Genomic DNA, 14483 nt, shown 5'->3' on the forward strand with positions numbered 1-14483 from the left:
CTTTTGGCTGCTGCGGGAGTGGCATTCTACTCAACCGCCTTCTCGAGTCAAGCCTTATTTGCAAAGGCTTTTCGAGGCTACCGACCCGGCTGTTTGCGTTGCCGCTTGCCGTGTCGATGGAGGCGCATTATAGGGATCTGGATCACGCTTGCAAGAGGGTTTTCGAATTAAATTCGAGAAAACAGTTCAACTGCTCAACAATCACCCAGATGGATGACTTATGCAGCAATTCTGCCTCCATATAGCGACATCCCTCTATCTTTAGCCATAGGTGAGCACGTCGGTTCGCTCCACCCGACGAATGACGCCTGCCACCTCTATATCCATGGTGATCGCGCTCACGCCTTCGGGTAACATAGCGCCCCTTTGCGATTCACACACTCTTGGGCTTTGGAGAGTTTAATGCCTTTTGCACTTGGCCAGCGTTGGATTAGTGATACAGAGACGGATCTGGGGTTGGGGACTGTCGTTGCTGTTGAAGGACGCATGGTTACCCTGTTGTTTCCGGCTACCGGTGAAAACCGCATGTATGCCAAAGAAGAGGCGCCGGTGACCCGGGTCAGCTTCAATGTGGGCGATCAGATCACCAGTCACGAAGACTGGACCATGACGGTCGAAGAAGTGCAGGAGAAAAACGGCCTGCTTATATATGTAGGTGTTCGCACCGACAATGATGAGCCCGTTGCCCTCAAGGAAGTGTTTCTCAACAACTTTATCAAGTTCAACAAGCCGCAGGATCGCCTGTTCGCCGGTCAGATCGATCGGATGTCCCGCTTTACCCTGCGCTACGAGGCGCTGGTCAACCAGCACCAGCGTCGTCGCAACCCGACTCGCGGTCTGGCCGGTGGCCGGGTCAGCCTGATCCCGCATCAGCTCTATATTGCCCACGAAGTGGGTCACCGCTACGCCCCGCGCGTACTGCTGGCCGATGAGGTGGGTCTGGGCAAGACCATCGAAGCGGGCATGATCATTCATCAGCAACTGCTCTCCGGTCGCGCCCATCGCGTGCTCATTCTGCTGCCCGAAACGCTCCAGCACCAGTGGCTGGTCGAGATGCTGCGCCGCTTCAACCTGCACTTCTCCCTGTTTGACGAGGAGCGCTGCATCGAGGCATTCGCCGATGCAGAGAACCCCTTCGAAACCGAACAGCTGGTGATCTGCAGCCTCGACTTCCTGCGCAAGAAGCGTCGTCGCTTCGAGCAGGTACTGGAAGCCGAGTGGGATCTGCTGGTCGTCGACGAAGCACACCATCTGGAGTGGAGCGAAGAGGCCCCGAGCCGCGCCTACGAAATGGTGGAAGCGCTGGCCGAACAGGTGCCGGGCGTACTGCTACTGACCGCCACCCCGGATCAGTTGGGCCACCAGAGCCACTTTGCCCGTCTGCGCCTGCTCGATCCCGAGCGTTTCTACGACTACGAGGCCTTCCTCGCCGAGGAGCAGGCTTATGGCCAGGTCGCCAGCGCCGCGCAAGAGCTGCTGGAAGGCGAAACCCTGAGCGATGAAGCCAGGCAGATCCTCGCCAGCCAGCTGGAAGGGCTGGACTTAAGCGATGCTGCGGCCCGTCAGCAGGCGGTTGCCAAGCTGCTGGATCAGCACGGCACCGGCCGGGTGCTGTTCCGCAACAGCCGCGCCAATATTCAGGGCTTCCCCGAGCGTCATCTCAACATCTACCCGATGCCACTGCCGGATCAGTACAAGACCGCCATCAAGGTAATGGGCATGATGGGTGGCAACGGTGGCGATCTGCAGACCCGCGCCCTGCGTTACCTCTATCCGGAGAAGATCTTCCAGCAGTTCGAAGGCGACAACGCCACCTGGACCCAGTTCGACCCGCGCGTCGAGTGGTTGCTGGGGCTGCTGCTCTCTGCCCGCCAGCAGAAGGTGCTGGTGATCTGCTCCGAAGCGGCCACCGCTCTCGCACTGGAAGAGGCGCTGCGCACCCGTGAAGGGATCCGCGGCACCGTATTCCATGAAGGGATGTCCATCCTCGAGCGGGACAAGGCCTCGGCCTATTTTGCGCAAGAGGATGGTGGCGCCCAGGTGCTGCTCTGCTCCGAGATCGGTTCAGAAGGTCGCAACTTCCAGTTTGCCAGTCATCTGGTGCTGTTCGATCTGCCGCTCAATCCGGATCTGCTGGAACAGCGTATCGGTCGACTGGATCGTATCGGTCAGCAGAATACCGTCGAAATCCACGTGCCCTACCTGGAAGGGACCGCCCAGCGCGCCCTGCAGCTCTGGTATCACGATGGTCTGGATGCATTCGAGCAGACCTGCCCGACTGCCCGCCCGGTATTCGAAGCGGTGCGTGACGAGCTGTTCGAGCTGCTGGCCGCCAACATAGGCGATCAGGCCCCCCTCGACGCCCTGCTGGTCAAAACCCGCGAACTGCACGAGCCGCTCAAGGCCCGGCTGGAACAGGGTCGCGATCGCCTGCTGGAGCTCCACTCCAGCGGTGGCGCCGCTGCCCAGCAGCTGGTCGACAAGCTGGCCGCCGAAGATGACGACACCGGCATGATCTCCTTCGCCCTCAAGATGTTCGACGAGATCGGCGTCAATCAGGATGACCGTGGCGAGAACGCGCTGGTGCTGACCCCGGGGGATCACATGCTGGTCTCCAGCTTCCCGGGCCTGCCGCAAGATGGCATGACCATCACCTTCGATCGCAATACAGCCCTGTCGCGGGATGACATGGCGCTGCTCTCCTGGGATCACCCCATGATGCGTGGCGGTATCGACCTGATCCTGGGCTCCGAGATCGGTGCGACCTCGGTCGCCCTGCTCAAGAACAAGGCACTGCCTATCGGCTCCATCCTGCTTGAGCTGATCTTCGTTGCCGAGTCTGCGGCCCATCCCCAGCTCTACCGCTTCATGCCACCGACCCCGATCCGTCTGCTGATGGACAAGAACGGCCAGAATCTGGGTGAAAAAGTGGCGTTCGATGCCTTCAACCGCCAGCTCACGCCGGTCAATCGCCACCTCGGCAGCAAGCTGGTCACCGCGTCCCAACCGGTGATCCACGGTCTGATTGGCAAGGGCCAGGCCATTGCCGAAGAGCTGAAAGGCGGGATTGTCGACAAGGCCCGCGCCCAGATGGCACAGACCCTGCAGCAGGATCTGGACAGGCTGGAAGCGCTCAAGGCGGTCAACCCGAACGTGCGCGACAGCGAACTGGATTATCTGCGCAATCTGCAGGCAGAATTGCACCACCTGATCGATCAGACCCAACTCAAGCTGGATGCCATCCGCTTTATCGTGGTCACCCATAACTGACGCGATACTGAAGAGACATGACCGGCTCATGCCGGATGCCATGCCCTTTATGATTGTGGTTACTCATAACTGATGGGGGCTTGCCCCCACCTTCTGATGCGAGACATTTATGTTTGAATACTCACCGCCTCTGGAACCCTGGCTCGATATCCTGTTCAAGGACAAGGACATCATGGTGGTCAACAAGCCCACTGGCCTGCTGAGCGTGCCCGGGCGCGGCCCCGAGAATGAAGACAGCGTCCTGCATCGGGTAAAGCAGCAGCACCCCAAGGCGGCGGCGGCTCATCGCCTCGACATGTCCACCACTGGCGTCATTGTCATTCCCCTCAATCCCAATTCCCATCGGGAGCTGAGCCGGCAATTTCGCGAGCGGGAGACCGAGAAGCACTACCTCGCCTGGGTGTGGGGCGAGCCGGAGGCAGCGTCAGGTCAGGTCGACCTGCCGCTCTGCGTCGACTGGCCCAACCGGCCGAAACAGAAGGTGGATCACGAGGAGGGGCGTCACGCCCTGACCCTGTGGGAAAAATTGAAGGTAGAGAATGGTAACAGCCTGATCAAGCTGACTCCCATCACGGGTCGCTCGCACCAGCTGCGCGTCCATATGCTGGAGCTGGGACACCCGATTCTGGGCGACAACCTCTACGCCCATCCGGATGCACTGGCGGCAGCACCGCACCTTTATCTGCATGCAGCGAGTCTGACCATCAGCCACCCCCGCAGCGGCGAGAAGATGACCTTCGAGGCACCAACCCCTTTTTCGGTCTGAGCCAAGATAGACATCGCAATATCGCAGACATAAAAAAGCCCCCATCGACTGGATGGGGGCTTTTTCGTTAGGGTCAGACGCGAATATCGATGTTACTTCCCAAAGAAGCGTTGGCCGATGTCGGTGCAACCGGTGCTGATTGAGCTGCTGTTTGCAGCAGTTTCAATGCAGATTCACCTTCTTGGGTCTGTTGTTTCTTGGCCAGGCTGGCCGTCATCAATGCAGAACCAAATGACGCAGATGCAGAACTAGATATATCCATGGTGTACCTCCTGCTTTAAGACTATCGGCCATCTTGGGCCAAGCATGAGCCATTTTGGCTAAATTAAATACGCCTTGTCCGGTTGACGCCGCTCCAGCCACTCTTCTTCCATCTCAAGCAGGGTTTGATAAACCTTCTCCGCCTGTTCTGGGCGGCTGAACAGATAGCCCTGACCATAGAGATGAATATCAGTGAGGGTGCGCAACACGTCGAGCTGAGCCTGAGTTTCTATCCCTTCACACACCAGACTCTTGCCCAGCATGGAACCCATCCGGCAGATGTTGGCGACCAGCTCGGATGCCTCGATAGACGTATCGATCCCCTGGATGAAGGAGCGATCGATCTTCACCTTGCTGACCGGCAGCTTCTGCAGATAGCTGAGCGAGGAGTAGCCGGTACCAAAATCATCCAGTGCCAGCTGTACCCCCTGCTGATTGAGATCCTGCATCAGTTGCAGGGAGTTTTTCACCTCGCGCATGGTGGTGTCTTCCGTCACCTCCAGCACCAGGCTGGCGGCCGGGATATGGTGGTCCATCAAGGCCTTGGCAACCAGCTTCAACAGATTGCGCTGATACATGCCGGGCGAGATATTCACGCATATCTGCAAATCAACCAAACCCAGTTGCTGCCACTGATAGAGCTGCTCGCAGGCCGTGTTCAATACCCAACTGCCCAGCTTCTCGGCCAGCTGGAACTCTTCGGCGACCTGGATCACCTCGTTGGGTGGAATGAAGCCCAATTCAGGGTGACGCCAGCGTAGCAAGGCTTCCACCGCTTCGCAGCGGCCACTCTCGAGGTTGACGATGGGCTGGTAATAGAGCTCGAGTGCATTGTGCTCGAGCGCCATGATCATGTCGCTTGCCAAATGCTTGCGGCGCGCCGTTTCATTGAGCAACGAGTTGTCGTAGATGACGTATGGCACATGGGTCTTGCGGCTGTGAAACAAGGCCTGCTCGGCACGACTGAGCAGCTCCTGAGTATGCTTGCTGTCCATCGGGAAGAAGGCGATGCCGATGCCCACCTCCAGGCGGAACGGGTAGTTGTCGATGATGATATCCTGCTTGAGCGCATGCAGCAGGCGGGCCACCAGCTCCCTCACCTGGCGCAGGTCACTGCTTTCACGCTGGATCATGGCAAACTGATCGCCGCCCAGCCGGGCCACCCACTCACCATTTTCACACAAATTGCGCATTCGCTTTGCCAGCTCCTGCAGCAGAAAGTCGCCGGTGTTGTAGCCGAACTTGCTGTTGATGTCGCGAAAATCGTTGATGTCCACCAGCACCAGGCCAAACGGCGTCTCCTTGGTAGCGTAGGACTCCATTTTCTCCAGCAAGGCCAACCGGTTCGAGAGCCCGGTCAGGGGATCGATCCGCGCCGCCCTGAAATGACGACGAGCCTCACGGATCAGCAAGCCGCTCAGCAACATCACCGACAGCACCAGCCCTGAGACCATGAACAGCAGCGCATTGCGCAGCTGGCCAAAGCGTTTGTCATTGCCTGAATAGACGTTGATGTTCTTCTGCATCACGGAGGCGAGAGAATAGGAGAGTGGCTCCTGCAGAGGAACCAGGCGCATCAATATCTGCTGATAATCGGGTGTCCCCGCCTTCAGATTGGTGATATTGGGCTCCATCTCGCGAATGTTGCTTTCGATCAGCTGCACCAGCCGCAAGGTCTTCTGCTTGTCCTTCATGCTCTGACGCAACTGGCCACTGAGCAGGATGGGGGTCCGGCTCCACAGGATGTCATAGCGCAGCATCAGGGTATCGTGATCGATGCCGCCATAATGGTAGATCTCGACGGAGTTGAGGAAACGCCCCAACTCCAGTTGCAACTGCATCAGGGCCCAGGAGACGTCATAGGTGTACCTCTCCATCACTCGGGTCGCATTCTGTATCTGCGCGAGGCAATAGAGAGTGCTTCCCGTAAACAACAGGATGGATAGGTAAAGAACGATGAGTAAAGGCCACGCCTTGGTCTTTGCTTTCACTCGTACTCCCGCAAGCCACTACATCAATGCTGAATATCAATGGCATTCAGTTGCCAAATCATCATGTCGGTAAACTCAGAGCGTTTCAGCTCGGGATACTGATCCAGCGGTAGGATAAACCAAAGCGGTCCCTTATTCCGTACCCGCATGGTGACCCCATCATCTTGCCAGGCCAGAATCGGGTCGTATTGCCTGACCTTATCCCAGTTGATCCTGATCTGAAAACTGTTCAAGGCCGTCAAGGTGATCGCCTTGCCATCCGCACCGACGGCAGCCAAGACATCGGCCAGCTTGGGCCCCACATATTTGTGCGGTTTGTCGACCCAGGGATTGCTGGTCACTATCTCATGCTGCGGCAGGGCCTTGAGCATGGCGAGATCAAAGGAGACCACCCCCTCCGTCGCTTCGGCCGGCAGCACATTGCCGGTCACCTTCAAAATGACGGGCCCCTGTGGCGCCTCAAGTGCCATCACCGGCATGGCCAGAGAAAACAGTAATGGAATCAAACCCAGTACACGCATACTCACCTCTGATTAAGTCACTGACAATAGACTCAGTTTAGTCGCCATAAAAAAAACGGCCCGCAAAAGCGAGCCGTTTGGTAACCAGGGCTGAATTACATCATGCCCATGCCGCCCATGCCGCCCATGTCAGGCATGGCAGGGGCATCTTTCTTCGGCAGCTCGGAGATCATGCACTCAGTGGTGATCATCAGGCCAGCAATGGAAGAGGCGAACTGCAGGGCAGAACGGGTCACCTTGGTCGGATCCAGGATACCCATGGCCAGCATGTCACCGTACTGTTCGGTGTAGGCGTTGTAACCGAAGTTACCTTCACCGTTCTTCACCGCGTTGGCAATGACGGAGGCCTCTTCACCGGCGTTGATGACGATCTGGCGCAGCGGGGCTTCCATGGCGCGCAGAGCGACCTTGATACCCACGTTCTGATCTTCGTTGTCGCCACGCAGGCCGGCCAGTTTGGCGGCCACGCGTACCAGCGCAACACCACCACCGGCAACCACACCCTCTTCTACTGCGGCGCGAGTCGCGTGCAGGGCGTCGTCAACCCGGGCTTTCTTCTCTTTCATCTCGACTTCGGTGGCAGCACCAACCTTGATCACCGCAACACCGCCAGCCAGTTTAGCTACGCGCTCTTGCAGTTTCTCGCGGTCGTAATCGGAAGAGGTCTCTTCGATCTGCTGACGGATCTGGGCCACACGGCTCTCGATCAGGGACGCATCACCCACGCCATCGATGATGGTGGTGTTCTCTTTGGTGATGACGATGCGCTTGGCACGGCCCAAGTCTTCCAGGGTCGCTTTTTCCAGCTCCATGCCCACTTCTTCGGAGATCACGGTACCACCGGTCAGGATGGCGATATCCTGCAGCATGGCCTTGCGACGGTCACCGAAGCCAGGAGCCTTGACGGCAGCGACTTTCACGATGCCACGCATGGTGTTGACCACCAGAGTCGCCAGCGCTTCGCCTTCTACGTCTTCAGCCACGATGATCAGCGGCTTGCCCGCTTTGGCTACGCCTTCCAGCACCGGCAGCATTTCACGGATGTTGGAGACTTTCTTGTCAACCAGCAGGATGAAGGGATCGTCCAGCTCAACGGCACCGGTTTCCGGCTTGTTGACGAAGTACGGGGAGAGGTAGCCACGGTCGAACTGCATGCCTTCTACCACGGCCAGCTCGTCGTCCAGACCCTGACCGTCTTCAACGGTGATGACGCCGTCACGACCGACTTTGTCCATGGCTTCGGCAATCAGCTTGCCCACTTTCTCGTCGGAGTTGGCGGAGATGGTGCCTACCTGAGCGATGGCATTGTTGTCGGCACACGGCTGGGACAGCGCTTGCAGCTCGGCAACAGCGGCCACTACGGCCTTGTCGATACCGCGCTTCAGATCCATCGGGTTCATGCCGGCGGCAACGGCCTTCAGGCCTTCGTTGACGATGGCTTGAGCCAGTACGGTAGCGGTAGTGGTACCGTCACCGGCGGCGTCGTTGGCCTTGGAAGCAACTTCCTTGACCATCTGGGCGCCCATGTTCATGAACTTGTCTTCCAGCTCGATTTCGCGGGCAACGGAGACGCCGTCCTTGGTGATGGTCGGCGCGCCGAAGGACTTGTCCAGTACCACGTTGCGGCCTTTCGGGCCCAGAGTTACCTTGACGGCATCGGCCAGGATGTTTACGCCTTCCAGCATCTTGCTGCGTGCTTCGTTGCCAAACTTGACTTCTTTAGCTGCCATTTCTTCAATCCTTCAATCAATTCGCAGGGGGAAAGGGTGGATTACTCTTCGACAATCGCCAGGATGTCGGTTTCAGACAGGATCAGTACGTCCTGACCATCCAGCTTCTCGGTCTTCACACCGTAGCCTTCGTTGAAGATCACCTTGTCACCAACCTTGACGGCGAGGGCTTTGACATCGCCATTATCCAGAATTCGGCCAGTCCCCACGGCAAGAACTTCACCACGGGTGGACTTCTGGGCCGCAGTACCAGTCAAGACAATGCCGCCAGCGGATTTGGCTTCAGCTTCGATGCGCTTGATGATGACGCGGTCGTGCAGTGGACGAATTTTCATCGATAACTCTCCCAAAATGAGTCTCTGTGTTGCTTTGAGGAATGGCCATTCCTGGCCAAATTAGATATGTCTCCGATGTGGGGCACGTTTGTTAACCCTTCAAGGGCAAATACAAAAAAAATATTTTCACGTACTATGAACGTCTTCGATGGATCTCCCGAAGTCCCGGTCAGGAAACCGGTTTGTGCTGCCCGCAGCCAGAACTCCGCCAGACGTACAGAGACAAGCCCGTGACCCGACCCAATCCCCTGCTGACTGCCCCCATGACGTCCGTATTGCTGCGCATGACGGGCCCGATGATCCTCGGCATCGTCGCCATTCTCGCCTTCAACCTGGTCGATACCTTCTTCATTGGCATGTTGGGCACCCAGGCGCTGGCCGCCATCAGCTTCACCTTTCCGGTGACCTTCGTGGTCACCTCGCTGGCGATGGGACTGGGGGCCGGCCTCTCTGCGGTGATGGGTCATGCGCTCGGCCAGGGCAAGCATGATGAAGCCGCCCGCATCACCACCGACAACCTGTTTCTGGCCGTGCTGCTGGTCGCCCTCATCGCCCTGGCGGGGGCGCTGACCATACACCCGCTGTTCCGGTTGCTCGGCGCCAGCGATGAGCTGATCGCCCTCATCTACGACTACATGCTGATCTGGTATCTGACCGTCCCCATGCTGGTGCTGCCCATGGTGGGCAATGCCGCCATCCGGGCCACCGGCGATACCAAGACCCCCAGCCTGGTAATGACGGTGGCCGGGCTGGTCAACGGCGTGCTGGATCCCCTGCTTATCTTCGGCATAGGCCCCTTCCCCGCATGGGGGATCCGCGGCGCCGCCATCGCCACCTCACTCTCCTGGCTGATGGCCATGCTGGTCAGCCTCTATATATTGCGCCACCGGGAAGGACTGCTGCGCTGGCGCCTCTCCCCGCGCCCACAGTTGCTGGCCCACTGGCGCGCCTTGCTGCACGTGGCGGTGCCCGCCTCCTTCACCAACATGCTCAACCCGCTGGCCAACGCCGTGCTGATGACCATCTTCGCCGGGCTGGGGACGGAAGTGGTGGCCGCCTACGGCGCCGCATCGAGAGTGGAAGCCCTGCTGCTTATCGTGATGATGGCGCTCTCCTCCGTGCTGGCGCCCTTCATCTCGCAAAACTGCGGGGCGGGCAACCCGGCCCGTGCCAAGGCGGCGCTGCAGTTTTGCATGCGCTTTGCCCTGCTGTTCCAGCTGGCGGTATACGCACTGACCTGGCTGCTGGCCCCCTTCATCGCCGAGCTGTTCAGCAGTCATCCGCAGGTGGTGCGCCTCATCGTGCTCTATCTGCACCTGGTGCCCATCGGTTACGGCTTTCAGGGCATGGTGATGCTGCTCGCATCCGCCTTAAATGGCGTGAGGGCTTCCAGCGTCTCCTTCCTGTTCAACGGGTTGCGGCTGTTTGTCTTCTTGCTGCCAGGAGCCTGGCTGGGGGCAAAACTGGGAGGGGAGCAGGGAATCTATCTGGGAATTCTCGTGGCCAATCTGGCGGCGGGCACCCTGGCCTGGTGGTATGCCCGCCACCGCTTCGAGCTGCTGTGCCATCAGGGCAGGCCCTGATGGCAGGAAAGTAAGCGCAGCAGTTACTCCTTGCGCTCGAACTCCCCTTCGATGGTGGTGCCGCTGCGCGGAGCTTGACCCGGCTGGTCATTGCCCGGCACCTCGTCAAACGGCTGCTGACGGGCCTGAAAACCGCCCATCTGCATCTTGAACTGGTTGCTGCCGATCAGCTTGTCGGCCAGCTTGTTGCGCAGCCAGGGCTGCAGCAGCAGAATGCCGAAGAAGTCGGTCACGAAACCCGGGATGATCAGCAGCAGACCGGCCAGCGCCAGCATCATGCCCCCCATCACCTCACGTCCCGGCATCTCTCCTTGCTGCATCTTCTGCTGCGCGTTGAACAGGGTCTTGATCCCTTCGCTGCGCACCAGCGAGGAGCCCAGCACCGCCGTCAGAATGAGCAAGCCGACGGTCGGCAAGGCACCGATCACGGAGCCGACTTCGATCATCACGGTGAGCTCAAGCACCACCAGACCGACCAACAATAGAAACAACTTGCCCATAACAACCTCAGTGCGGATGAATGTGAATGAACCGCTGGCGAAGTGCGACAACCGCTGATGCCGTTGCCAACCCACCATGGTATCGGTTCCTGTTGATTAAAATGGGGGGTGACGCGCATTTTTCAAGTCCACAGGGTGACGAGGCGCCGGATCCACAGAAAAACCGGCCTGCCAGACTGTGATTGAAGTCATTGTTCTGTCAAAGTAAATCGGTTGATTGCAATATCTGTTTAATGACCACAAGTTATTTGAGGTTGTCTCAAATTTAGTGATCCAGGTCTAATATCAGATACCTCAATTGGGGTAATATCGACGCCAGTAATTAAGGGAGCAAAAAAGCCCCCAACCGCCCCACTCGATGTGTGGTGCTTCAGGATGAACCGTGCGTAAGGAACTCGCGACCACTCGGTGAGGATCGTTTCCATTTATCTGATTTCTGAGGCATTACAATGAGCGACATCAAGAACGTCCGCATTGAAGAAGACCTGCTGGGCACCAAAGAAGTTTCCAACGATCTCTACTACGGTGTGCATACCCTGCGCGCCGTTGAGAACTTCAAGATCAGCACTCAGAAGATTTCTGACGTTCCGGAATTCGTCCGCGGCATGGTACTGACCAAGAAGGCCGCCGCCCTGGCGAACGGCGAACTGGGTACCATCCGTCCTGAAATTGCTGACAAGATCGTAGAAGCCTGCGACCTGATGCTGAACACCGGCAAATGCTTCGACCAGTTCCCGGTCGACGTTTACCAGGGTGGTGCCGGCACCTCCGTCAACATGAACACCAACGAAGTACTGGCCAACATCGCCCTCGAAATCATGGGTCTGGCCAAGGGCCGCTACGACGTCATCAACCCCAATGACCACGTCAACAAGTGCCAGTCCACCAACGATGCCTACCCCACCGGCTTCCGCGTGGCCGTGGTCAACAGCACCGACACCACCCTGCACGCCTTGGAAGCACTGATCGCCGCCTTCGATGCCAAGGCCGCCGAGTTCAAGGGCATCCTGAAGATGGGTCGTACCCAGCTGCAAGATGCGGTGCCGATGACCCTGGGTCAGGAATTCCATGCCTTCGCCGTCACCCTGCGCGAAGAGATCAAGTCCATCAAGCGTTGCCAGGAGCTGCTGCTGGAAGTGAACCTGGGCGCCACCGCCATCGGTACCGGCCTGAACACCCCGCCCGAGTACTCCGCCCTGGCCATCAAGCGCCTGGCCGAGATCACCGGTCGTGCCTATGTTCCGGCTGAAGATCTGATCGAAGCGACCTCCGACTGCGGCGCCTACGTGATGCTGCACGGCGCCATCAAGCGCATGGCGATGAAGCTCTCCAAGATCTGTAACGACCTGCGTCTGCTCTCCTCCGGCCCGCGCACTGCACTCAAAGAGATCAACCTGCCGGAAATGCAGGCTGGCTCCTCCATCATGCCGGCCAAGGTCAACCCGGTCATTCCGGAAGTGGTCAACCAGTCCTGCTTCAAGGTCTTTGGCAACGACGTCACCATCACCTTCGCCGCCGAAGCCGGTCAGCTGCAGCTGAACGTCATGGAGCCGGTGATCGGTCAGGCGATGTTCGAATCCCTGAGCCTGATGGAAAAAGCCTGCATCTCCCTGCGCGAGAAGTGCGTGGAAGGCATCACCGCCAACCCGGAAATCTGCATGAACCACGTGCTGAACTCCATCGGCATCGTGACCTACCTGAACCCCTTCATCGGCCACCACGAAGGCGACATCGTCGGCAAGATCTGTGCTCAGACCGGCAAGAACGTCCGTGAAGTCGTGCTGGAGCGCGGCCTGCTGACCGCCGAGCAGCTGGATGAAATTCTCTCCATCGAGAACCTGATGAACCCGCAATACAAAGCCAAGCGTTATACCCGCGAAGCCACCGTATAAGCGAGCAAATGGGCCGGGTTTATCCCGGCCCATAAAGTCAGTTCCCGATAGGTCTTGCCCAGCCCCATCGGGAATTGGCTTTTCTGCCAAATAAAACCTAAAAAAACTGGAAAATGGAGTGTTCGCTATGATTGGAATCGAGTTACTTGTCGTGCTCGCCGCTATCTATCTGGGGGCCCGGATAGGCAGCATCGGCATCGGCTTTGCCGGTGGTTTGGGGGTACTGGTACTGACCTGGGGTCTGGGGATGCCAATTCCCAGCGACCAGCTGGTCACCTACATCCCCTGGGACGTGATCATGATCATCGCGTCCGTCATCTGCGCCATTGCCTGTATGCAACTGGCCGGTGGCATGGACTATCTGGTCTCCCTGGCCGAGAAAGCCCTGCGCAAGAACCCCAAATACATCACCTTCGCCGCCCCGGTCGTCACCTATCTGATGACCATGCTGGCCGGTACCGGTCACACCGCCTTTTCCACCCTGCCGGTGATCGCCGAAGTGGCCAAGGAGCAGGGCATTCGCCCGTCCCGTCCGCTCTCCATCGCCGTCATCGCCTCCCAGATCGCCATCACCGCCTCGCCCATCTCCGCGGCCGTGGTTGCCTTCTCCGGCATGCTTGAGCCGTTTGGCGTGGATTACCTGACCCTGCTGGCCATCTGCATCCCCTCCACCTTCATTGCCTGCATCCTCGGTGCCTTCGTCGCCAACATGCTGGGCAAGCCGCTCGACCAGGACGAAGTCTACCTGGAGCGCAAGGCCAAGGGGCTGATCAAGCTGCGCGGCACCACCAAGCTGGAACTCAAGCCTTACGCCAAGGTATCGGTCTGGATCTTCATCGCCGCCATCGTGGCCGTGATGGCCTACGCCACCGCCATCTCCGGTAAAGTGGGCCTGATCGCCAACCCGCCGATCCCCCGTGATGGCGCCATCATGGGCATCATGCTGGCCGCGGCCACCATCATGACCCTGGTCTGCAAGCTGGACGCCACCCAGGTCACCAACATGCCGACCTTCAAGTCCGGCATGTCCGCCTGTATCTGCGTACTGGGCGTGGCCTGGCTGGGTAACGTCTTCGTGAAAGGCAACATGGACACCATCCAGCTGATCGCCGGCGACCTGCTCAACCAGTACTCCTGGCTGCTGGCCGTGGTGCTGTTCTTTGCCGCCATGCTGCTCTATTCACAAGGCGCCACCACCAAGGCCTTGATGCCGGCCGCTCTGGCACTGGGTGTCAGCCCGCTGACCGCCATCGCCTCCTTCGCCGCCGTGAGCGCCCTGTTCGTACTGCCGACCTACCCGACCCTGCTGGCCGCGGTCGAAATGGACGACACCGGCTCCACCCGCATCGGCAAGGCGGTATTCAATCACCCCTTCTTCGTACCGGGTGTTGCCACCATCGCCATCGCCGTGGCGCTGGGCTTCTTCTTCGGTGGCATGATGCTCTAACCAGCATTTAATTCCACAAACACGCAAACGGCCCTGTTCGGGCCGTTTTTTATACCTGCTTTTCAGGTCAAATCATTAATTAATCCTTGTGCGCTTCAGTTTCTATCAAGGCGCGAATTCAGATAATAACTGCAACACCCATGGTGCATAGGAGAGAAGAGGCCAACTGCCGGTTCTGGTACGCTTC

11 protein-coding genes are annotated in these 14483 nt (G+C 58.6%); 5 read left to right on the top strand and 6 right to left on the bottom strand.

Going from position 1 to position 14483, the window contains the following annotated elements; genetic code table 11:
• Positions 1 to 402 precede the first annotated feature (402 nt).
• Positions 403 to 3270 carry an RNA polymerase-associated protein RapA gene (gene rapA / locus PG899_RS22595; protein WP_270697728.1) on the top strand — a complete coding sequence of 956 codons (2868 nt, stop codon included), beginning with the start codon at positions 403 to 405 and terminating at the stop codon, positions 3268 to 3270.
• 109 nt (positions 3271 to 3379) lie between these two features.
• Positions 3380 to 4036, top strand: coding sequence for a bifunctional tRNA pseudouridine(32) synthase/23S rRNA pseudouridine(746) synthase RluA (gene rluA, locus PG899_RS22600; RefSeq protein ID WP_077097920.1), 657 nt, complete (start codon positions 3380 to 3382; stop codon positions 4034 to 4036).
• 73 nt (positions 4037 to 4109) lie between these two features.
• On the opposite strand, the gene PG899_RS22605 is transcribed toward rluA, so the two are convergent.
• From PG899_RS22605 to PG899_RS22625, 5 genes are all read right to left on the bottom strand, one after another.
• On the bottom strand, positions 4110 to 4298 hold the full coding sequence (locus PG899_RS22605; protein ID WP_073348952.1) for a hypothetical protein: 189 nt from the start codon (positions 4296 to 4298) through the stop codon (positions 4110 to 4112).
• A 58-nt stretch (positions 4299 to 4356) separates the two neighbouring features.
• Entirely contained in the window at positions 4357 to 6288 is a 1932-nt protein-coding gene (locus tag PG899_RS22610) for a putative bifunctional diguanylate cyclase/phosphodiesterase (protein WP_190283856.1), read from the bottom strand.
• A 23-nt stretch (positions 6289 to 6311) separates the two neighbouring features.
• Positions 6312 to 6809, bottom strand: a complete 498-nt coding sequence (locus tag PG899_RS22615; RefSeq protein ID WP_016349563.1) for a hypothetical protein — start codon at positions 6807 to 6809, stop codon at positions 6312 to 6314.
• A gap of 95 nt (positions 6810 to 6904) precedes the next feature.
• Positions 6905 to 8539: a chaperonin GroEL gene (gene groL / locus PG899_RS22620; RefSeq protein WP_011704804.1), complete on the bottom strand. Its 1635-nt coding sequence runs from the start codon at positions 8537 to 8539 to the stop codon at positions 6905 to 6907.
• A 41-nt stretch (positions 8540 to 8580) separates the two neighbouring features.
• Positions 8581 to 8874 (bottom strand): co-chaperone GroES, encoded by a 294-nt coding sequence (locus tag PG899_RS22625; RefSeq protein ID WP_005309514.1) that lies wholly within the window; start codon positions 8872 to 8874, stop codon positions 8581 to 8583.
• A gap of 182 nt (positions 8875 to 9056) precedes the next feature.
• Here PG899_RS22625 and PG899_RS22630 point away from each other — a divergent pair, with 182 nt between their 5' ends.
• On the top strand, positions 9057 to 10457 hold the full coding sequence (locus PG899_RS22630; protein ID WP_077097917.1) for an MATE family efflux transporter: 1401 nt from the start codon (positions 9057 to 9059) through the stop codon (positions 10455 to 10457).
• A 23-nt stretch (positions 10458 to 10480) separates the two neighbouring features.
• On the opposite strand, the gene PG899_RS22635 is transcribed toward PG899_RS22630, so the two are convergent.
• Positions 10481 to 10957: an FxsA family protein gene (locus PG899_RS22635; protein WP_024946196.1), complete on the bottom strand. Its 477-nt coding sequence runs from the start codon at positions 10955 to 10957 to the stop codon at positions 10481 to 10483.
• A 449-nt stretch (positions 10958 to 11406) separates the two neighbouring features.
• On the opposite strand from PG899_RS22635, the gene aspA reads away from it, so the two are divergent.
• Positions 11407 to 12849, top strand: a complete 1443-nt coding sequence (gene aspA, locus PG899_RS22640; protein ID WP_011704801.1) for an aspartate ammonia-lyase — start codon at positions 11407 to 11409, stop codon at positions 12847 to 12849.
• 127 nt (positions 12850 to 12976) lie between these two features.
• A complete protein-coding gene (locus PG899_RS22645; RefSeq protein WP_011704800.1) occupies positions 12977 to 14296 on the top strand; it encodes an anaerobic C4-dicarboxylate transporter in 1320 nt (439 codons plus the stop codon).
• The last annotated feature ends 187 nt before the right edge of the window (positions 14297 to 14483 follow it).

Source organism: Aeromonas sp. QDB39 (assembly GCF_027707585.1).
Lineage (GTDB): Bacteria > Pseudomonadota > Gammaproteobacteria > Enterobacterales > Aeromonadaceae > Aeromonas > Aeromonas hydrophila.